Raw genomic sequence first — 19114 nt, 5'->3', positions numbered from 1 at the left:
GTCCGCCCGCCCGTCGGTCGACGGGCGGGCGGACCGGGCCCCTCACGGGGTGGGGAGCGAATGGATCAGACGGACTCGTAACTCACCGCGTGGGCTCCCTGCAGGAGCTGCTCGCGGTTTCGGATGCCCATCTTGCGGTAGACGCGGGTCAGATGCTGCTCCACGGTGCTGACCGTGATGAACAGCCTCTCGGCGATCTCACGGTTGGCGTACCCCTGGGCGGCCAGTGTGGCGACACGCCGTTCGGATTCGCTGAGTGTGCCGAAGCTGTCCTGGCCCGCGCGGTCGCCGCCGCGTGACCCCTCGTTCGGCTTCGTGTCCATGCTCTGCGGCATGGACGTCGGGAGCAGCGCCTGGCAGAGGGACTCCGCCTGGCAGCTCTTGGCGAGCCGCCAGGCCCGCCGTGCGGTCGGCCGGGCCTGTTTGTCGCCCAACTGCTGGTAGGCGCGGCTGAGATCGGCCAGCACGCCGGCGGCCTCGTAACGCGCCCCGGCGGCCTCCAGCAGCCGGAACGCGTCCCGCAGGATCGGGGGCTGCTTGGCCGTCGCCTGGACCAGGGCCAGGGTGTGCAAGGTCATACCCCGCGAACGGGTCAGCCCGGCGTCCGAGTTGGTGAGCTGCTTCTCGACGAGCCGGGCCGCCTGCTCCCGGTCGCCCAGCCGCAGCCACACCTCCGCCTCTCCCAGCCGCCAGGGCGCCAGGGAGGGGGTGTCGATGTTCCAGCGCCGCATCAGCGTGCCGCACTCCTGGAAGTCGGACAGCGCCAAGTACGTGTTGCCGGTGGCGAGATGATGCCGCCCACGCGCGTAGAGGTAGTGCAGCCCCGCGCGGGTGAGGAACAGCGCGGGCGGCGGCTCGGCCGTCGCCAGGTACTTGGCCGCGGTCTGATGGTTGCCCATGGCGGTATGGGCCTCGACGAGCACGCTCAGCGCCAGCGCGCTGCTGACGTTCCACCTCGGCCCGGACAGCCCGGCGTGGGCCGTCTCCGCCTGGCGTACGGCGTCCGCCAGCCGTCCGCGCCGCAGCGACAGGAGCGCGCCGACGCTCTCGATCTGGGCCCACCAGCCAGGGGCGTCATGCCGCTCCACCTCGGCGGCGAGATGGTCGTACCAGGCGGCCGCGGTGTCGAGTTGGTCCGCGTAGCACAGGGCCGAGAGTGCCTTCGGCAGGCCGCTGAGCTTCGATGTCGGCCAGTTCTGGCTGCCCTGGAACACCTGATCGGCCAGGGCGATGGCGTACTTGTCCGCCCCGTTCTCCAGGACGAGGGCGAGGGCGTGGCGAGCTCTTAATTCCGAATGGGACGTCGCCGGTGCCGTGGTGGCCGGCAGCGGATGGTCGAGCCGTTCGAGCAGGCCCGGCACCTCCGAGGCCATGAGCATCCGGGTGCTGTGCAGCGCGGTGGACATGTCCGCGTCGCCCTGGTTGACATGGTCGACCACCTCGACGGCCTCGTCGAAGTCGAGGTGGAAGAGCATGCCCTCGGCGACCCACAGCGCGTCGGTGCCCGTCAGCTTCCCTTCCAGGATGGGGGCCTTGAGCGCGCGGAAGTGCGGGGCGGACTCGGCGGGCCTGAGCTGCCACTGGCCGAAGGCGTACAGCGACTTCGCCGAGAGGCGCTGCCCCTCGTCCAAGGAGCATTCGCAGGCCAGCTCCAGATACCGGATGCCCTGCGGTACGTCACCGTCCTCCATGGCATGGGCCGCGGCCTCCTGCAGTACGGGCAGCACCCAGCCGTCGTGCAGCGGACCGACACCGAGCAGATGCATGGCGACGGCCTGCGGCGGCGCTCCGCCCTCGTTCAGGAGGCGAGCGGCCCGGTACCGCTGCTGGGTCGCCTCGCCGTGCGGCATCTCACCGAGTACGGCCTGCCGTACGCCCGCGTGCCGCAACCGTGCGCCGTCCAGCACACCCATCCCGGTGAACAGTCGTATATAACGTTTCAACAACTCGGTGTCGATACCGCTCAGCCGGCTCAGCAGCAGGGGAGTGGTCGCCTCGTCCAGCAGGGCGACGCACCGGGCGAGACGGACCGCGCGCGGTCCGAGCCGGTGCAGATAGGCGAGGACGGCCTGGTAGAAGGCCGGGCCGATCGACGCCCCTCCCTCGGTGGTCGACCGGCGGGCGTGGCCGTCGCTCTGCGGCGGCACCGGACCGGCGGCGGCGTCGGACGCCACACGCAGCCGGTGCTCCTCGATGAGCGCCTGGGCGAGGAGCGGGTTCCCGCCGCTCAGCCGATGGATCTCGACGATGAGCCGGTCCGACGGAAGGACGGAGAGCCTGCTCGCGGCCAGCCCCATGATGTCCACACGCGAGAGGGGTTCCAGGTGGAAGTGCCGTGCGCTCGTGCGGTAGAGGAGGTCGTCCAGGACCCGTGCGGGCTGCTCGTCGACGGAGATCCCGTGCGTGAACACCAGCGCGAGTGAGAGCTGGGTCAGGCGCTGCGCCAGGTAGCGCAGGCACGTGAGGGTGGCTGTGTCGGTGTGCTGGATGTCGTCCACCGTGATCAGCACAGGACGCAACGCCGTCAGCTCGGCGATGATCTGGTAGGTCCGCCGCGCGACGGTCAGCGGGTCGTCCTGGGCCCCGGGCGGGGCGAGAGCGGCGGCCACGTCCGTCTGCCTGCCGGGACGGACGCCCCCGGCGCCCCCGGCACGGGACGCCTCGGCGGTGGTGCACTGCGCTTCGATCGAATGCAGCAGCTGGGCCAGGGCGCTGTAGGGGACCTCACGCTCGTGTGGCGAGCTGACCACGCTGAGCACCGTGCTGCCCGCCGAAGCTGCCCGTTCGGCCAGGGCGTTGAGTGTCGTGGTCTTGCCGATCGCGGTCGAGCCGCTGATCGCGGCGATGACCCCCCTGCCCCGAGTGGACTGGATCAGTAGGTCCTCGAGCTGTTCGAGTATCTTGTCCCGTTCCTTCAGCACAACTAACTTTCCCCCCTGTTGACACCTTTTGATCGTGGAGCTGGTCGGTTTCCGGCAGCCAGAAGCGGAACCTAGTCGTCAATATGAAGAAGCTAGCGACCGTATTCGGTCACCCACCCGGCGATAGGATAATCGCTGTCGAGCCAAGGGGTAGTTAAGTCTGCTGTGCGAAATCTCCTAGCAACCTTCGCATCGATTTCTCCGTGGCTGGGAACTTCGCAGGGGCCCGGAGCCGGGTCTGCTGCCGTTCGGGGCGAATTGCGAGGGTGGGGGTGCCTGACTCGGCTGCTTCACTCACCACTTGTACTACGATGCGATCCTGACCGTCGGTCATGGTTACCAATGAGTCGGCCGTTGTCGGCGCACGCACAGGGCGGCTTTCGGCCAAACTGAAGAACAGCCTTAACTGCCCGGTAACCAAGGAAGGCCGGCGTTAACCGGCCGGTAACCAAGAGGGAATCCATAGGTGAAGGGTTCCGGGTGTGGTGCGCCTACCTGTGCCGATAGCCGAACTCGACGGACCCGGACGTCCGTGCGTCGCGAATAGCGCTGTCGTGACGCGGTAGGTGGCTGTGCGCGGCCGGGGCCACCGGCGGGCCGGTTCCAGGTCCTCGGGTGTGTGATGCTGGGCCATGCGGCCATCGCGCCGCCGGCACGTCAGGCGTGGCGGCACGCGGACGATGCCCTCTTGCCAAGCCGGTGTGCAGGGGTTTTCAATGCCTCGGCGAGCTTTGTTGCAAGAAGATGACAGATCGAAGCGTGCGGCAGAGGCACCTTTCGGGGTGGCGCGGATGAACGGCTGCCGTCCTTAAGATGCCCGGCCGCGCGAGGCCGAGGGTGAACTGCCCCGCCTCCGCCATTTCGTTAACGGGCGATAGCGCGGAGAGCGCGACGCCGACAGAGCTGTCCGCCGCTAAATAAGTTAGCAGGTACGCCGGAGGCGAAGCGGAGCGCGGCGGAGGTGTTTACCTCGTTGTTGATAAACAATAGCCGGGCCTTTTCCCTCGCGCCAGAGCGCACCGCCTGGGCGGGATAGGCGGGTCCCCGTGTGGGTACTCGCGGGCGACGTCGGGCGGCCCGTTCGGGCAAGGCCACTCGCGCAGTCGAAACATAGCGCATCGGCGTGTTTGGACTTGCCCGTTTCCCCACGCCCGAACAGGGCCTCGCAGGTGGCCTGTCGGGACCGGGCCGGCCGACCGGGCCCGCAAAACCGGAGCGTATGCGCGAGTTGGCGGACGGCCCGGCCGGCGCCCGTGGTGCGCGGAGTCCGGAACTGGCCCGGGAGGACGGCTCCGCGACTCCGGGTGACGCCGAAACAGGGGGAAGGATAGGGGGCGAATAGGGGGCGCACTCCCGCTGTGGGGCCGGCTTCCGGGCCGAATCGGGCGCCGCGGATGACGCGGCCCGCCGTCGGGCTCCGGGGTTTCGTCGCGTTCATCGATTCCGGTACGGGGAACGGAATGCCGCGCTCCGTCTTCTTCCGGTGCCCGGCGTCGTACGAGGACATCGCCGCCGGGCGCTCCCACTACGGAGCTTCGCGCCGGTCGGTTCGACCGACGGGGCGTCAAGTCCGGGCGTACGGCGCGGTCCTGGGGTTCCGCATGAGGCCGGCGGCCACGGGGCGGCGGTACCGGAGCGGGTGCCCGGGCGGGCCCGCCCGGCGGAGCGGCAAGGGGGTGCCGGCCGTCAAGGGGCGTGCCGTTCGTCTCATTTCGCGTATTCCGGCAGTCCCGCGTGGACCGAGTGTTCCTCGCACAGGTTTATCGGCCATACTGCCAGCCGTGGAGCGCATCGATCCGATAATCCAGCCCGTACCCGCCGCGGGGACCGATCCCGGATACATCCCTGGGCTCATGGCACCCCGCCTCGTAGAGGAGGCTGACGACGCCGCCAAGGACGTCCCTCGGGAGGCCGCCGACGAAGCGGCCGTGGACGAGGTGACCGAAGAGGCGGAGGCACCTGAGGAACCCGCCGTCGACGCGTCCGCGTCGACCGACGGGAAGGCCGGCGACGAGTCGGCCGGGGCGGTCTCCTTCAAGAAGGACGCCTCCGACGACGACGCCGACGAGGACGGTCCCGTCTTCGACATCAGCGACCGCCGCGCCTCGATGACCGCCGACCGCACCGGGGTGCGCTTCCAGCTGGACGAGGCGGAGGCGGAGTTCGGCTGGGACGAGATCGGCGCCGTGGAGGTCGAGACCCCCAGATTCGGCCGCCGGTTCACCGTCACCCTGCACACGACCGGCCGTCGCCACTACCAGTCGGACGTCGACGCGCCGTCCCGGAGCAGCCTCAAGGAGTGGACGGCCGAACTCGACGCGGTGCTTGACGCCTACTTCGAGGAAGCCTGACCGACTCCGGTACTCGTACTCCTCGGTCCCGTCCGGGCCGCACTCCGGACGGCCCCGCCCAGGTGGCCGGTCCGTCAGCCCTGCTGTGCACTGGGGCTGGCGGCCCCGATCGGGCGGGCCGCGTGCTGCCCGCATGGGCGGCCGACGATCGAGGAGTCCCTGATGAGACGGCACACCAGGACAGTCACCGCGCTGGCCTCCGCCCTGCTGATGGCCACCGCGGCCGCCGGGTGTTCGGACGGCGGTGGCGACCATGGCAGCGCCAGTGGTACGGACACCGGGAGCCGGCCCAACAACCATGAGGTCGACGTGGTCCCGGCGGCGTCCTCGTCGTCCGCGCCCACGGTCGACGTCAAGAACGGTTCCTTCGGCAAGATGCTGGTCGACGACAAGGGCCGGACGCTGTACCAGTTCGACAAGGACACCAAGAACAAGTCGATGTGCAACGGCGCGTGCGCCGCGGCCTGGCCGCCCTACACCGTCAAGTCGACGCCCGCCGCGGGCAAGGGCCTCAAGGCCGATCTGCTCAAGACGAGCAAGCGCGACGACGGTTCCGAGCAGGTGACGTACAACGGGCACCCGCTGTACCGCTTCGCCGACGACCAGAAGGCCGGCGACATCAACGGGCAGAACGTCAACGCCTTCGGTGCCAAGTGGTACATCGTCAACCCCGCCGGCAAGAAGGTCACCACCAAGCCGCAGAACAACAACGGCGGCGGTTACTGATCATCGGCCCTTCCGGCCCACGAACGCTCGGAGACGCCATGCCGCTCTCGTTCCTCCGTGGCCGGGCCCGGTCCGCCGTGGCCGCCGCCGTCTGTACCCTCGCTCTGACCACCCTCACCGGGTGTTCGGACAGCGGAGGCGGCGGCGGCGACAGCGCGACGAAGTCGGCCGCCAGCCCCTCGGCGGGCGCCGGAACACAGGTGACCATCGACAACTTCACCTTCCGGCCCGCCGCCCTGACCGTCGCACCCGGGGCGAAGGTCACCGTGGTCAACAACGACACGACCACGCACACCCTGACGGCGACCAAGGGCGCCTCCTTCGACACCGGCGACATCGCGCCGGGCAGGAGCGCCGGCTTCACCGCGCCGTCGAAGCCGGGCGCCTTCCCGTACGACTGCACGATCCACCCGTTCATGAAGGGCACGCTCACCGTCAAGTGAGCCCCGGCCGGCGGCTCCGTCCGCGGCGCGAATGGAGACCCCCATGTCAGCTCAGCCCACCGCCTCGCCCGCCGGGCCGGCGCACCGGGGCCGCGTCGGCCACTACCTCAGGGGCCTGGCCCGGTTGCTCGCCGCGGCGGGCCTGGCCCTCGACGCGTACTACCACGCCGATCTCGCCCCGCAGTACGACGCCATCTCGGCGGACATCAGCCAGGGCGACCTCTTCCGGATCGAGGCGGGCTTCGCGGCGCTGGCCGCGCTGCTCGTCCTCGTCTGGCGCCGGATCCCGGGCGATCTCTTCGCCTGGTCGGTGGCGGCCGGCGGACTCGCGCTCCTGCTCATCTACCGCTACGTCGACGTCGGCGCGTGGGGACCATTCCCGAACATGTACGAGCCGGACTGGTTCTGGGAGAAGCGGGCCACCGTCGTGGCCCAGGCGGTCGCCGTCGTCGCCACGGTGTACCTGCTGCTGTTCCGCCCCCGGCACCGGCGCTCCCACTGACCGGTCGAACCCACGACCGGTTCGTCGACGATCCTTCGACCGGCCGTCGGCACGCCTCCGGAGTAGCCTGAAATGACCGGGGGCGTGCTGAGCGCTGGAGGTGAGGGCAACGATTCATGTCCGTCACAGATGACTCCGCGCAGAGCCCGGTGGGGGCGGTGGGACGCATCACCGTCCCGATCCCGCCGGACGGTCCGGGGGAAGTACTGGTGGCCGTACGCGGCGGTTCCGAAGCCTACGCGGCCTGGTCCGACCGGCCGATCGGCACGAACGTCCAGGTGCTGGTCACCGACCGTGTCTCGGCCCGCTCGGTGATGGTGGAGCCCCTTCCCGACTGACGTCGGACGCCCGGGGTGCAAGCCTCGGGGCCCACCGGATCCCGAATACACGTGTAACGCGAACCTGATCGCGCGACCACACGGCGTGAGTGGGTAGCAGGACAGGAGTTCCCTCATGTTGTTCTGGCATGTTCCAGCACCGAACGAGGCGATGCTCATCTCCGGTTCCAAACGGCAGGTCCAGGACACCCAGTTCCGGATCGTCACCGGTCACGGCAGTTTCGTTCTTCCCATCAAGCAGAAGGCCCGCATGCTGTCCCTGGCGCTGCGGGAGGCGGAGATAGCCGAGGACTGCGTCACCCAGCAGGGCATCCGGCTGACCGTACGCGCGGTGACCGTCTTCAAGGTCGGTGACGACGCCGTGTCGATCGCCAACGCCGCCCGGCGCTTCCTGGCCGAGCAGGACCGGATGGAGGAGCTGGTGGGCCGGATCTTCGCCGGTCACCTGCGCTCCATCATCGGCGGACTGACCGTCGAACAGATCATCCGGGAGCGGGACAGGGTCGCCCAGGAGGTGAAGGCCGGCAGTCACAGCGAGATGGAGAAGCTCGGCATCGTCGTGGACGCCCTCCAGATCCAGGAGATCGAGGACGCCACCGGCTACATCAACAATCTGGCGGCGCCGCACGCCGCGGCTGTCGCGAGCCAGGCCCGTATCGCCGCGGCCAGGGCCGACCAGGAGGCCGCCGAGCGGGAACAGCAGGCGGAGGCGCTGAAGGCCGAGTACGAGAGGGACACCTCGATCAAGCGCGCGGGCTTCCAGGCGGAGACCGAGCAGGTCCGGGCGCGCGCCTCCCAGGCGGGACCGCTCGCCGAGGCGAAGGCGTCGCAGGACGTCATCGAGGAGCAGACGGCGCTGGCGGAGCGGCAGGCACTGCTGGCGGCGCAGCGGCTGGAGGCGGAGGTCAGGCGCCCGGCGGACGCGGAGGCGTACCGCCGGCTCACGCTCGCGCGGGCGCAGGCCGACGCGAACAGCGCGCGCGCCCTCTCCCTGCGGGACGGCAACCAGGAACTCCTGGCGGCCAACCGCGTGGTGGAGGTGCTCCCGGAGCTGGCCACCGCGGCGGCCAAGGGGCTGGCGGACTCGAACCTCACCGTCCTCAACGGCACCGACGGTGTCAACGAGGTGGCGGCGGGGCTGGTCGGCCAGGGCATGACCATCCTCAACTCGCTCCAAGGGGCCACCGGTTCGACCCGGTCACCGGCCGATCAGAACCAGGACCCGGCACCGAAGATGAACGGAAAGGCACCGGCGCGGGCCGACGCGAGCACCTGAGCGCACGCGCGTACGCCGGGCGGGCTCGAAGGAGCCCGCCCGGCGCATGGGGCCCGAGGCATGGGGTGGTGCGGTCGCGTGTCGGGCGTCAGCGGTCTTCGCGGAAGTCGACGTGCCGACGGGCGACCGGGTCGTACTTGCGCAGGACCATACGGTCCGGGTCGCTGCGGCGGTTCTTGCGGGTGACATAGGTGTGGCCGGTGCCCGCCGTGGAGCGGAGCTTGATCACCGGGCGGAGTTCGTTGCTTGCCATGTCGCCACTGTACGATAATGGTTCCCATTTTCAAAATGGTCCTCTACGGCACCCGCCGCCGGCCGGCGGCGCGCCGCCGGCCCTCCTCGGCGGGCCGGGAGATCGACCGGGACTGCACATGCTCGTAGACCATCGTCGTCTGCACGTCCGCCACCTCGCGGCGCTCGGTGAGACGGTCGATGACGAAGGCGTACAGCCCGTCGACGTCCGGAACGGCCACATGCAGGAGGAAGTCGTGCGGGCCCGAGGTCACGAACAGCCCGATGATCTCCGGCAGTTGGGCCGCCCACTCGCGGAACCCCTCGATGACCGGGCGGGACGGCGGTCTGATCCGTACGGAGATCAGCGCCTGTACGGGGCGGCCCACCGACTCCAGATCGAGCGCCGCGTGGAATCCGTCGATCACGCCCCGCTCGCGCAGGATCTTGACCCGCTCCAGCGAGGTGGAGGGGGAGACGCCGGTCTTGGCCGCCAAGTCGCGATTGGTCTGCCGTGCATCGTGCTGCAGCTCCCGCAGCAGAGCCCAGTCGAGCGCATCAAGTTCCACGATGGTGCCCTTCGGCCGTACGAAGTGCGCAGGAACTCACCATCGTACGCATGAGTGCCTACCGTTCCGAGACATGACCGCTCACAACGACACCGCATACAGTGGCAGCCTTCACGATGACGTCGCCCGGACCGACCTCTCCACCCGCCAGGCCCCGCTCAAGTGGGTCGTCGTCATCGACGAGGACCTGCCCGCTGGGCGCGCGGTGAACGCGGCGGCCTGCATGGCCGCCGCCGTCGGCAGGGCTCTGCCGCACCTGCTCGGCGGCGACGGCCGGGACGGGTCGGGCCATGTGCATCCGGGGCTGCCCTGGGCGGGCTGTTCCGTCCTGGCCGCCGACGCCGCCACTCTCCACTCCCTGCGGGAGAAGGCCACCGCGAAGGACGACGTCTTCGTCGTCGACATGCCGGAGCCCGCCCAGACGTCCCGGATCTACGACGAGTACCTCGATCTGCTCGCCGGGACGAAGCACGAGGACCTGACCTACCACGCGGTCGGCCTCGTCGGCCCGCGCAACAGGATCAGCAAGCTCGTCGGCAAGCTGCCCCTGCTGCGCTGACGGACCGACAGGCCGCGTGACGAAGGGAGGTGACGCTCCGTCAGGACGTCACGCTCAGCACGATCTTCCCGCGCGTGCGTCCCTCCTGGACCCGGCGCTGCGCCTCGGCCGCGTCCGCCAGCGGCAGGACGTCCGCCACCTCGACCCGCACGGTGCCCTTGTCGATCAGGTCGGCGATCCGGGTGAGCGCGGCGCCGTCCGGCTCCACCAGGAAGGCGGTCGCGTTCAGCCCCCGCTCACGGGCGCCCGCCAGCACCTCCGGCGCCACACCGGACGGGACCGCCACGATCGTGCCACCCGGCCGCAGGGTCTCCAGCGAGCGGGTGGTCGTCGCGTCGTGCCCCTCGCCGACCAGGTCGATGACGACGTCGACGTCGCTCACGACCTCCTCGAAGCGGACCTTCGTGTAGTCCACGACCTCGTCAGCGCCCAGCTCGCGCAGCCAGTCGTGCTTCGCGGCGCTCGCCGTGCCGATGACATGGGCCCCGAGGTGCTTGGCGAACTGCACCGCCAGGTGCCCCACACCGCCCGCCGCCGCGTGGATCAGCACCCGCTGCCCCGCCTCCACGCGCGCCGCGTCCACGAGCGACTGCCAGGCGGTCAGGCCTGCCAGCGGCACGGCCGCCGCCGTGTGGTGGTCGACCGTGCGGGGCTTGAGCGCGAACTGCCGCGAGGGCGCCGTCACATACTCGGCGTACGCGGAGGCCGGACGCGGGAACCAGGGCATCCCGTACACCTCGTCGCCCACCTTCAGCGTGTGCACACCGAAGCCGACCTCCGCCACGACACCGGACACGTCCCAGCCCAGGACGAACGGCGGTGCGCCGAGGAGACCGGCCATGCCGCCGCTCTCGCGGGACTTCCAGTCGACCGGGTTCACGCCCGCCGCGTGGACCCGTACCAGCACCTCGGTCGGAATCGGGGTGGGCCGCGGGCGTTCGGTGAGGCGCAGCACCTCGGGCCCGCCGAGGGAGTCCTGGGTGATCGCGCGCATGGTCGGCTCACTGCTCATGTCGGTCAAGTCTCCTGGAAGAGTGCGGTGGATCTTCGGCACCGAAAAAGTACTCCCTGGGTAGTGGTAACCCGCAAGGGACACTACTATCCGAAAGGAAGTGACCGGTTCGGTGGGGCCAACACGCACCGCGGCGCCAAGAGGAGTGGATCGTATGGCTGAGCCGTGCACGACGGGCCGGCACGACAAGCACGACGTCTATGCCGCGCAGTGCCCCTGCCGGGACGTCCTCGGCCTGCTGGCCAACAAGTGGGCCGCTCTCGCCATCGGCGCCCTCGAAGAGGGCCCGCAGCGCTTCGGCGCGCTCCAGCGGCGGCTCCAGGGGGTCAGTCCCAAGGTGCTCACCAGCACCCTGCGCCGACTGGCCGACCACGGCTTCGTGGACCGCACCGTCTATCCGGCCGTCCCGCTCCACGTCGAGTACGAACTGACGCCGCTGGGACGCGGAGTGGCCGTACCGCTGGGCCAGTTGCGTGCCTGGGTGGAGAACAACCTGGACGAGACGCGCACACCGGAGCCGGTGCTCACCCCGGCGGCGGACTGACGGCGGAGCGCCGACGACGAGGCCGGGCGCCGCCTTCGCAGTTGCCTCAGTTGCCGCGCGAGGCGACCATCGCGACCGTCACCAGCCCCAGCACCACCCATCCGAACCAGAGCCAGCCGTTGCTCCCCAGCGCCGCCGTGTAGGCCGTCACGACCACCAGCGCACCGACGGTGAGCACACCCATCGTCTTCGTGGATCCGGATCCGGACATGTGCGTCCTCCTCCTGGCCGTGACCGTGGCCGTAAGGACCATCGTCACCCGGAAGGGGTGTTCCGCGCTACTGTCCGCGTGCCTGCAACGACGCGAGGTAGGCGTTGTACGCGGCCAGCTCCTTGTCACCGTCCCGGTCGGCGGCCCGGTCCGAGCGCTTCGCCTGGCGTTGGTCCGACCGGTACCACTGGTACACCAGCGCCACCAGCACGAGGACGGACGGGATCTCACTGAACGCCCAGGCGATACCGCCCGCCGCGTTCTGGTCGGAGAGCGGGTCGATGCCCAGGGACGCCGGCGGATTGTCGTACGCCCGCACCATCGGCTCGCTCGCCATCATCAGCGCGATCCCGAAGAACGCGTGGAACGGCATCCCGGCGAACAGCTCCAGCATCCGCATCAGATAGCCGGGCCGGTGCGGCCCCGGGTCCACGCCGATGATGGGCCAGAAGAAGATCAGCCCGGTGGCGAGGAAGTGCATCATCATCGCGATGTGCCCCGGCTTCGACTCCATGAGGAAGTCGAAGAGCGGGGTGAAGTAGAGGCCGTAGAGGCTCGCGATGAACAGCGGGATCGTGAACGCGGGATGTGTGGCGAACCGCATGAACCGGCTGTGCAGGAACGCCAGCAGCACCTCGCGCGGCCCCTTGCGGCCCCGGCCCGCGACCGGCAGCGCGCGCAGCGCCAGCGTCACCGGCGCGCCCAGGAGCAGCAGGATCGGGGAGACCATGCTGATCACCATGTGCTGGACCATGTGCACGCTGAACATGACCATGCCGTAGTCGTTCAGCGCGGTGCACATCATCAGCGCGATGGTGAGCACGCCGAGCACGAAGGAGATGGTGCGGCCCGGCGACCAGCCGTCGCCCCGGGCGCGCAGCCGTACGACACCCCAGCCGTACAGCGCGAGCGCCACCAGACAGCCGACGAGGAAGAACGCGTCGGGCGAGAACTCCAGCGCGCGGTTCAGCGTGAACGGCGGCAGATCCATCATGGTGCCGTGCTCGCCGTGATCCATACGTGCTCTCCCGCTGCGACGATCCCGAATGGTGCGATGTGTCCGCACCCGGGACCAGAGTAGAGCCGCCCCCGGCGCCGTCGGCGGCCGGGGGCGGTTCGTCGTATCAACCGAGGCGAGTGGGGCTCAGAGCACGCACTCCGCCTCGGCGTAGCGCTCCGCGGGCACCGTCTTCAGGGTCTCGACGGCCTCCGCGAGCGGCACCATCACGATGTCCGTACCGCGCAGCGCCGTCATCATGCCGAACTCGCCGCGGTGCGTGGCCTCCACCGCGTGCCAGCCGAAGCGGGTCGCGAGCACCCGGTCGTACGCGGTCGGTGTCCCGCCGCGCTGGACGTGGCCCAGTATCACCGGCCGCGCCTCCTTGCCGAGGCGCTCCTCCAGCTCGACGGAGAGCTGCCTGGCCACCCCCGCGAAGCGCTGGTGCCCGTAGATGTCCTTGCCGCCGACGTCGAACTCCATCGATCCCTCACGGGGCTTGGCGCCCTCGGCGACCACGACGATCGCGAAGCGCTTGCCCGCCGAGAACCGCTTGCCGACCAACTCGGCCAACTCGCCTATGTCGAACGGCCGCTCCGGGACGACGATGGCGTGCGCACCGGCGGCCATGCCCGAGTGCAGCGCGATCCAGCCCGTCTCGCGGCCCATCACCTCGACGATGAGCACGCGCTGATGGGACTCGGCGGTGGTCTTCAGCCGGTCCAGCGCCTCCGTGGCGACACCGACGGCGGTGTCGAAGCCGAAGGTCACATCCGTGGAGGAGATGTCGTTGTCGATGGTCTTCGGCACACCGACGATCGGCAGCCCCGCCTCGGAGAGGAGGTTGGCCGCCTTGAGGGTGCCTTCCCCGCCGATCGGGATGACCGCGTCGAGACCGAGGTCGGCCACGTGGCCCTTCGCGCGCTCCACACCGTCGCGCAGATGCGCGGGCTGGACACGGGAGGAGCCGAGGATCGTGCCGCCGCGCGCCAGGATGCCGCCGACCGCGTCGAGGTCGAGCTTGCGGTAATCGCACTCCAGAAGGCCTTTCCAGCCGTCGTGGAAGCCGATGACCTCGTCACCGTGGTCGACGACGGCGCGGTGCACCACGGACCGGATCACCGCATTGAGACCGGGGCAGTCGCCACCGGAGGTGAGCACACCAATTCGCATTGCCCGGAGAACCTTTGCAACGTGGGCCGACGGCCGGACCACGTCGTCCGGCTGAATCCCCGCCACCCTACCGGCGCGGGGTGGCGGGGCCGAACCAGGCGTCCGACTGCTGGACGCCCGCGGGTTGAACGGGAGATGTCGGGCCGGTGCGAGGCCAGGGCTCAGGCAGGCTGCGTCGCGGCGGCGATGCGCTCGGCGCGCAGCGCCTCGTACCACCGGTCGTCGGCCGGCGGCAGCGCGTTCACGTCGAGCGCCAGCTTCAGCAGCAGGTCCGCGATCAGCGGGTTCCGGGCCAGGACCGGGCCGTGCATGTACGTACCGAACACCGTGTCGTTGTACGCGCCCTCCGTGCCGTCACCCGTACCGTTGCCCCGGCCGAGGGACACCCGCGCGAACGGCCGGGCGGTCGGGCCGAGATGGGTGATGCCCTGGTGGTTCTCGAATCCGGTCAGCGGCGGCAGCCCCAGATGCGGGTCGATGTCGCCCAGTACGTCTCCGACGCACCGCTCGCCCTCGCCACGGGTGGAGATCACGTCGAGCAGCCCGAGACCGCCCTCGCGCTCACCCAGGTCGTTGACGAACTCGTGGCCCAGGATCTGGTAGCCGGCGCAGACCGAGAACACGATCGCCCCGTTGGACACCGCCCGGTTGAGACCGCCGTCCCGGCGCAGCCGCTCCGCGGCCAGCCGCTGCGGCCGGTCCTCGCCGCCGCCGATGAGATAGATGTCGCCGGAGGTCGGTACGGCCTGGTCGCTGCGCACGTCCACCCGTGTGACGTCGAGACCGCGCTGCCGGGCCCGGCGCTCCACCACCAGGGCGTTGCCCTGGTCGCCGTAGGTGCTCAGCAGGTCCGGGTAGATCCACACCAGCCGCAGACTGTTGTCGCTCATTGCTCGCTTGTCCCTCTCCGACTGCATCTCTGTGTCTCTGTGGCCGGTCTCAGTTGCCGACGCGGCGGCGCAGGTCCTGGAACGACGTGTAGTTGGCGATCGCCTCGATACGTCCGGGCGGCGCCATCTGCACGGCCTCGTCGGCGTTCGCGCACACCCGGAAGTCCAGGCCCGCGACCTCCAGCCGTACCGCCAGGTCCAGCTTGCGGTCGCCGATGACGAAGATCGGGTGACCGGCCAGCCGGGTGTAGTCCACGTCCCACAGCCAGGAGGTGTCCGTACCGTCGGCGCCGCGGGCGTTGACCGCGAGGATGACGGGGGTGGGCGGCGGGTCGATGAGCGAGAACGTCTCCAGCCAGCCCGCCGGGTTCTTCGCCAGCAGCAGCCGCAGATCACGGCCGAGGAAGGACACCACGTCGTACCGGCCCGCGACGGCCTGCACCTGGTACATGCGCTCCAGGGCGACCTGCGGGGGCACACCGAACGTGGCGGCCACGGCGGCGGAGGTGGCGGCGTTCGCGCGGTTCGCGCGGCCCGGCAGCTGGAGGTGGATCGGCCAGGCGGAGCCGTGCGGGTCCAGGACATGATCGCCGTGCAGCGCCCAACTCGGCGCGGGCCTGCGGAAACCGCACTGGCCGCAGAACCAGTCGTCGCCCGGACGCTGCATCACACCGCCGCAGGCGGGGCACGACCAGGCGTCGTCCTTCCACTCCTGTCCGGCGGCGACCCAGACCACGTTCGGGGACGACGAAGCGGCCCACACGATCAGCGGGTCGTCGGCGTTGGCGATGACGACGGCCTTCGTGCCGGCCAGTCCCTCGCGCCAGTGCTCGGCCAGCATGCGGGTCTCGGCGGCGCGGTCGAGCTGGTCGCGGGAGAGGTTGAGCAGGGCGATCGCCTTGGGCGTGGTGTCGCGCGCGACACCGGCGAGGTACTTCTCGTCCACCTCGATCACGCCGTACTTGGCGTCCGAACCGCCCGCGAGGGCGGAGGTGATGCCGGCCGGCATGTTCGCGCCCAGCGCGTTCGACACCACGGGGCCGCTGGCCCGCAGGGCCTCGGCGATCAGCCGTGTCGTGGTCGTCTTGCCGTTCGTCGCCGACACGAGCACGACGTCCAGATGCTGCGCGAGAGCCGCCAGCAGGTCCGGGTCGAGCCGCAACGCCACCTTGCCGCCGATCACCGATCCGCTGCCGCGCCCCGCAGCGCGCGACACCGCCGCTGCGGCCTTGCCTGCCGTCACGGCCAGCTTGGCCCGCGGCGACAGCGGGTCCGTGTTGCCTGCCATCGTCCTTGATCCTCCTCGCGTCGGTCCGGCCTCAGCCTATCGAGATACGCGCACGGGCCCGAACCACGGCACCGGAGAACGGGCTGATCGTTGTCACACGTACGCCTGAACGAACGCGCCGGGCGGGCGCGCCGGGGAGCCGCCGACACGCCGCGAGGCGGATTTCGGCCGGACGGAGGGGATGTTTGTCCGCCGGCAGGGCATTCGCGCTGGTTGCGCACCCCGGTCCCGCCGATCCGGCGACCGGGCGGGTGTGGATCAAGGTCGGGGCGACGGGAGTGGACCACTCAGGCCGGTCGCCCGCGGCCCGCACATGACCGTCACCGGGCCCCCGGTGGTCCTTCACATCCCACCGGGGCCCGGACGTTCAACAGGTGTTCATCCCACCGCCACACCGCCGAGCCACACCCGGGCGGGTCGCAGGGCCGCGTCCAGCTCCACCAGGTCGGCCCGCAGATCCGGACGGAGTTCACCCCGGTCGCCGAGCCCGAGCAGCCGGGCGGCCGTGCCCGACGACATCCGTACGGCGTCCGCCAGGGGGAGACCCACCGTCAGGACGGCCCTGCGGAACGCCTCCGCCACGAACAGCGTCGACCCGGCGAGCGTGTCGGTGCCGCGCAGCCGGGCCACCCCGTCCGCGACGGTCACCTCGCGGTCCGCGAAGGCGTAGTCCCCGTCGGCCATGCCCGCCGCCGGCATCGCGTCACTGACCAGCACCAGCCGGTCGGGGCCCGCGACCCGGTGCGCCAGCCGTACGGTGTCGTCGGCCAAGTGGTGCCCGTCCAGGACGAGTTCGCAGACCAGCCGCGGATCGAGGAGCGCGGCGGCCACCGGGCCGGGATCCCGGTGGTGCAGCGGAGGCATCGCGTTGAACAGGTGCGTCACCGCGCGCGCACCGAGATCGGCGGCCCGCGCGAACTGCTCCGCGTCCGCGTCGGTGTGGCCCAGACAGCACACCAGTTCGCCCGCGTACCGCCGGATCAGCTCCGGCGCGCCCGGCAGTTCCGGCGCCACGGTCATCGACACGGCGTGCCCGCCCGCCGCCTCCAGCAGCCGCTCCAGCAGGTCCGGGTCGGGGTCGCGCAGCGCGGTGCGGGTCTGCGCGCCGCGCCGCGCGGGCGACAGGAACGGCCCCTCGAAGTGGACGCCCACCAGGTTGGGCGCCGACCCGTCGTCGACGACCGACGCGACAGCGCGTACGGCCGCCTCCATCGCGGCCGGCTCGACCGTCGCGACGGACGCCAGCATGGTGGTCGTCCCCCGCGCGAGATGCCCCGCCGCCGCCCCCCGTACGGCGGCGGGGTCGCCTGTGTAGACCGAGTGGCCGGCCCCGCCGTGACAGTGCGGATCCACGAACCCCGGCACGACGATCCGCCCGCCCAGCTCCACCACCGCGTCGGGATCGCCGGGCGGCTCGCCCGTTCCCAGCGAGTGGATACGGCCGTCCCGCACGAGCAGCCACCCGTCCATGACACCGGCGTCCGGCGTCACGAACCTCCCGCCGCGGAACAGCCGCCCCCCGCCGGCCGACTCCCGTGCCGGACGGCCCGCGCTCACCGCGTGCCCAGCAGCGCGCCCACCGCCGCCTGGGCGCACACGCGCGAGGCGCCGAAGGTACGCACCCAGCCCCGGAAGCCGTCGAACTCGTCGCCCGGCACGCCCATGTCGACCACGACACAGCGGGGATACCGCTCCAGCAACTCGTCCAGGACCGGCTTCTGCCAGGGGAACCGGTGCGAGCTGCGGACCAGCAGCACCACATCGGCGTCCGGCCCGAACTCGTCCAGATACAGGCCGACTTCGGCCTTGATCATGCCCTCGGCGTTGTAGGTGTCGCCCGCCACCGCGAGCGCCTCGACATCGATGCCCGCCGCGCGCAGCGGCGCCTCCACGCCCCAGGAGGCGCCGCCCTGCGCGGGCGAGTGCGTCGGGTCGAGCCGTACGACCAGGGCGCGGTTCCCCTTGAGCGCCGCGTCGCCGCGCACCTCCAGGACGTCCTGGGCCTGCCGTGCGCCGACGGTGTCGTCGCGCGCGACACCCGTGGCGCGCGGCCGGGTGCCGAGCTTCGCGAGACGCGCGTTCGCTTCCCGCAGCCGCTCCAGCGGCAGGGTGCCGTTCTCCACGGCCCTCACCAGCGCGGCGGCCGCCGCGTCCACGTCGTCCCCGAACGCCCACGCCCCCAGACACAGCGCGTCCGCGCCGGCCGCGATGGCCCGGACCGCCGCGTCGGGCAGGCTCGCCACGTCGGCGATGCCGCGCATCTCCAGCGCGTCGGTGATGACGACGCCCTCGAAGCCCAGCTCGTCGCGGAGCAGTCCGGTGAGTACGGCGGGGCTGATGGTGGCGGGGACGTCGTCCAACTGGCTGAGGTGGACGTGCGAGACCATGATGCTGTCGACCCCGGCGGCGATGGCCGCGCGGAACGGGTCGAGGTAGTGGTCCACCAGTTCCTGCCGCGACAGGTCCACGGTCGGTGTCCCGAGGTGTGCGTCGGTGGAGCTGAGACCGTGACCGGGGAAGTGCTTGGCGCAGGCGCTCACCCCGGCGGCCTGGAGCCCCTCGACCCAGGCCGCCGCGTGCTTGGCGACCAGCGCGCGGTCGGCGCCAAAGGTCCGGATGCCGTTGGGGGAGAGGGGGTTGACGGCCGCGTCGACGGCGGGCGCCAGGTCCCAGTCGATACCGGCCTCCACCAGCGAGAGACCGATCTGGTAGGCGGACTCACGGGTCCGCGCGGGGTCGTCGAGACGGCCCAGGGCGTGGTTGCCCGGTACGGACGTACCGCCGTGGTCCTCCAGCCGGTTGACGTCGCCGCCCTCCTCGTCGACGGAGAGCAGCACATGGTCACGGAGGCCGTGCAGAGCGGTGGTCAGCTCCCGCACCTGTTCGGCGGAGGCGATGTCCTTGCCGAACAGGACGAAGCCGCCGAGTCCTTCGGCGACCCGGGCGCGCGCCCACCTGGGGACGGTCCTGCGTCCGAGCGCGGGGAACAGCACGCCGTGGGCGAGCCGGGACAGCTCGGTCATGATTCGATTCCTCACCTTGCGAATGGTCGTCGTGCGGTCGTACGGGTCTCCCCGGGCCGG

At 70.8% G+C, this 19114-nt stretch carries 19 protein-coding genes; 8 read left to right on the top strand and 11 right to left on the bottom strand.

Features of this window, described 5'->3' with window-relative positions; genetic code table 11:
- Positions 1-65 precede the first annotated feature (65 nt).
- The gene (locus tag ACFUN8_RS17470) at positions 66-2921 is read right to left on the bottom strand and encodes an AAA family ATPase (protein WP_383637687.1); all 2856 of its coding nucleotides are present in this window, start codon (positions 2919-2921) and stop codon (positions 66-68) included.
- Between the two features lie 1781 nt (positions 2922-4702).
- Between ACFUN8_RS17470 and ACFUN8_RS17465 the strand changes: the two genes are divergently transcribed.
- The 6 genes from ACFUN8_RS17465 to ACFUN8_RS17440 all read left to right on the top strand — a co-directional run bounded on the left by ACFUN8_RS17465 (position 4703) and on the right by ACFUN8_RS17440 (position 8557).
- Positions 4703-5272 carry a hypothetical protein gene (locus ACFUN8_RS17465; protein ID WP_383637684.1) on the top strand — a complete coding sequence of 190 codons (570 nt, stop codon included), beginning with the start codon at positions 4703-4705 and terminating at the stop codon, positions 5270-5272.
- Positions 5273-5434: 162 nt separating this feature from the next.
- Entirely contained in the window at positions 5435-5998 is a 564-nt protein-coding gene (locus ACFUN8_RS17460) for a hypothetical protein (RefSeq protein ID WP_383637681.1), read from the top strand.
- A 38-nt stretch (positions 5999-6036) separates the two neighbouring features.
- Positions 6037-6441 carry a cupredoxin domain-containing protein gene (locus ACFUN8_RS17455; RefSeq protein ID WP_383637678.1) on the top strand — a complete coding sequence of 135 codons (405 nt, stop codon included), beginning with the start codon at positions 6037-6039 and terminating at the stop codon, positions 6439-6441.
- Positions 6442-6484: 43 nt separating this feature from the next.
- Entirely contained in the window at positions 6485-6943 is a 459-nt protein-coding gene (locus tag ACFUN8_RS17450; RefSeq protein WP_383637675.1) for a hypothetical protein, read from the top strand.
- Positions 6944-7059: 116 nt separating this feature from the next.
- A complete protein-coding gene (locus ACFUN8_RS17445) occupies positions 7060-7281 on the top strand; it encodes a hypothetical protein (RefSeq protein WP_382571933.1) in 222 nt (73 codons plus the stop codon).
- A gap of 115 nt (positions 7282-7396) precedes the next feature.
- Entirely contained in the window at positions 7397-8557 is a 1161-nt protein-coding gene (locus ACFUN8_RS17440) for an SPFH domain-containing protein (protein ID WP_383637671.1), read from the top strand.
- Positions 8558-8645: 88 nt separating this feature from the next.
- Here ACFUN8_RS17440 and rpmG read toward each other — a convergent pair whose 3' ends face one another.
- Both rpmG and ACFUN8_RS17430 read right to left on the bottom strand, forming a co-directional pair.
- Entirely contained in the window at positions 8646-8810 is a 165-nt protein-coding gene (gene rpmG / locus ACFUN8_RS17435; protein WP_383637668.1) for a 50S ribosomal protein L33, read from the bottom strand.
- Between the two features lie 43 nt (positions 8811-8853).
- Positions 8854-9357, bottom strand: coding sequence for an Lrp/AsnC family transcriptional regulator (locus ACFUN8_RS17430; RefSeq protein WP_383637665.1), 504 nt, complete (start codon positions 9355-9357; stop codon positions 8854-8856).
- A gap of 73 nt (positions 9358-9430) precedes the next feature.
- On the opposite strand from ACFUN8_RS17430, the gene ACFUN8_RS17425 reads away from it, so the two are divergent.
- Positions 9431-9916: a DUF2000 domain-containing protein gene (locus ACFUN8_RS17425; RefSeq protein WP_383637663.1), complete on the top strand. Its 486-nt coding sequence runs from the start codon at positions 9431-9433 to the stop codon at positions 9914-9916.
- A gap of 40 nt (positions 9917-9956) precedes the next feature.
- On the opposite strand, the gene ACFUN8_RS17420 is transcribed toward ACFUN8_RS17425, so the two are convergent.
- Positions 9957-10928, bottom strand: a complete 972-nt coding sequence (locus tag ACFUN8_RS17420) for an NADP-dependent oxidoreductase (protein ID WP_383637660.1) — start codon at positions 10926-10928, stop codon at positions 9957-9959.
- Positions 10929-11082: 154 nt separating this feature from the next.
- Here ACFUN8_RS17420 and ACFUN8_RS17415 point away from each other — a divergent pair, with 154 nt between their 5' ends.
- A complete protein-coding gene (locus ACFUN8_RS17415; RefSeq protein ID WP_383637657.1) occupies positions 11083-11472 on the top strand; it encodes a winged helix-turn-helix transcriptional regulator in 390 nt (129 codons plus the stop codon).
- A gap of 46 nt (positions 11473-11518) precedes the next feature.
- Here ACFUN8_RS17415 and ACFUN8_RS17410 read toward each other — a convergent pair whose 3' ends face one another.
- The 7 genes from ACFUN8_RS17410 to ACFUN8_RS17380 form a co-directional block, all read right to left on the bottom strand.
- Complete coding sequence (locus ACFUN8_RS17410; RefSeq protein ID WP_023543256.1) at positions 11519-11683, bottom strand: hypothetical protein; 165 nt, start codon at positions 11681-11683, stop codon at positions 11519-11521.
- A 67-nt stretch (positions 11684-11750) separates the two neighbouring features.
- Positions 11751-12701 (bottom strand): cytochrome c oxidase assembly protein, encoded by a 951-nt coding sequence (locus ACFUN8_RS17405; protein WP_383637654.1) that lies wholly within the window; start codon positions 12699-12701, stop codon positions 11751-11753.
- A gap of 126 nt (positions 12702-12827) precedes the next feature.
- Positions 12828-13853, bottom strand: coding sequence for a 6-phosphofructokinase (locus tag ACFUN8_RS17400; protein WP_354606047.1), 1026 nt, complete (start codon positions 13851-13853; stop codon positions 12828-12830).
- Between the two features lie 161 nt (positions 13854-14014).
- Positions 14015-14743, bottom strand: coding sequence for a type 1 glutamine amidotransferase (locus tag ACFUN8_RS17395; RefSeq protein WP_382571946.1), 729 nt, complete (start codon positions 14741-14743; stop codon positions 14015-14017).
- Positions 14744-14792: 49 nt separating this feature from the next.
- Positions 14793-16031 carry a MurT ligase domain-containing protein gene (locus ACFUN8_RS17390; protein ID WP_354606049.1) on the bottom strand — a complete coding sequence of 413 codons (1239 nt, stop codon included), beginning with the start codon at positions 16029-16031 and terminating at the stop codon, positions 14793-14795.
- 378 nt (positions 16032-16409) lie between these two features.
- Entirely contained in the window at positions 16410-17522 is a 1113-nt protein-coding gene (gene nagA, locus ACFUN8_RS17385) for an N-acetylglucosamine-6-phosphate deacetylase (RefSeq protein WP_383637649.1), read from the bottom strand.
- A 62-nt stretch (positions 17523-17584) separates the two neighbouring features.
- A complete protein-coding gene (locus ACFUN8_RS17380; RefSeq protein ID WP_383637646.1) occupies positions 17585-19054 on the bottom strand; it encodes a glycoside hydrolase family 3 N-terminal domain-containing protein in 1470 nt (489 codons plus the stop codon).
- Positions 19055-19114 lie beyond the last annotated feature (60 nt).

It is taken from the genome of Streptomyces sp. NPDC057307, from assembly GCF_042667665.1.
GTDB lineage: Bacteria > Actinomycetota > Actinomycetes > Streptomycetales > Streptomycetaceae > Streptomyces.
Note: the sequence above shows the minus strand (reverse complement) of the source record. Positions and strands in the feature narration are given on the sequence as shown.

What these genes read in the sequence shown, in the direction of transcription:
- ACFUN8_RS17460 (WP_383637681.1), top strand. Translation starts at nt 5,435, where the DNA reads ATGAGACGGCACACCAGGACAGTCACCGCGCTGGCCTCCGCCCTGCTG.
- ACFUN8_RS17455 (WP_383637678.1), top strand. Translation starts at nt 6,037, where the DNA reads ATGCCGCTCTCGTTCCTCCGTGGCCGGGCCCGGTCCGCCGTGGCCGCC.
- ACFUN8_RS17450 (WP_383637675.1), top strand. Translation starts at nt 6,485, where the DNA reads ATGTCAGCTCAGCCCACCGCCTCGCCCGCCGGGCCGGCGCACCGGGGC.
- ACFUN8_RS17445 (WP_382571933.1), top strand. Translation starts at nt 7,060, where the DNA reads ATGTCCGTCACAGATGACTCCGCGCAGAGCCCGGTGGGGGCGGTGGGA.
- ACFUN8_RS17440 (WP_383637671.1), top strand. Translation starts at nt 7,397, where the DNA reads ATGTTGTTCTGGCATGTTCCAGCACCGAACGAGGCGATGCTCATCTCC.
- rpmG (WP_383637668.1), bottom strand. Translation starts at nt 8,810, where the DNA reads ATGGCAAGCAACGAACTCCGCCCGGTGATCAAGCTCCGCTCCACGGCG.
- ACFUN8_RS17425 (WP_383637663.1), top strand. Translation starts at nt 9,431, where the DNA reads ATGACCGCTCACAACGACACCGCATACAGTGGCAGCCTTCACGATGAC.
- ACFUN8_RS17420 (WP_383637660.1), bottom strand. Translation starts at nt 10,928, where the DNA reads ATGAGCAGTGAGCCGACCATGCGCGCGATCACCCAGGACTCCCTCGGC.
- ACFUN8_RS17415 (WP_383637657.1), top strand. Translation starts at nt 11,083, where the DNA reads ATGGCTGAGCCGTGCACGACGGGCCGGCACGACAAGCACGACGTCTAT.
- ACFUN8_RS17410 (WP_023543256.1), bottom strand. Translation starts at nt 11,683, where the DNA reads ATGTCCGGATCCGGATCCACGAAGACGATGGGTGTGCTCACCGTCGGT.
- ACFUN8_RS17405 (WP_383637654.1), bottom strand. Translation starts at nt 12,701, where the DNA reads ATGGATCACGGCGAGCACGGCACCATGATGGATCTGCCGCCGTTCACG.
- ACFUN8_RS17400 (WP_354606047.1), bottom strand. Translation starts at nt 13,853, where the DNA reads ATGCGAATTGGTGTGCTCACCTCCGGTGGCGACTGCCCCGGTCTCAAT.
- ACFUN8_RS17395 (WP_382571946.1), bottom strand. Translation starts at nt 14,743, where the DNA reads ATGAGCGACAACAGTCTGCGGCTGGTGTGGATCTACCCGGACCTGCTG.
- ACFUN8_RS17390 (WP_354606049.1), bottom strand. Translation starts at nt 16,031, where the DNA reads ATGGCAGGCAACACGGACCCGCTGTCGCCGCGGGCCAAGCTGGCCGTG.
- ACFUN8_RS17380 (WP_383637646.1), bottom strand. Translation starts at nt 19,054, where the DNA reads ATGACCGAGCTGTCCCGGCTCGCCCACGGCGTGCTGTTCCCCGCGCTC.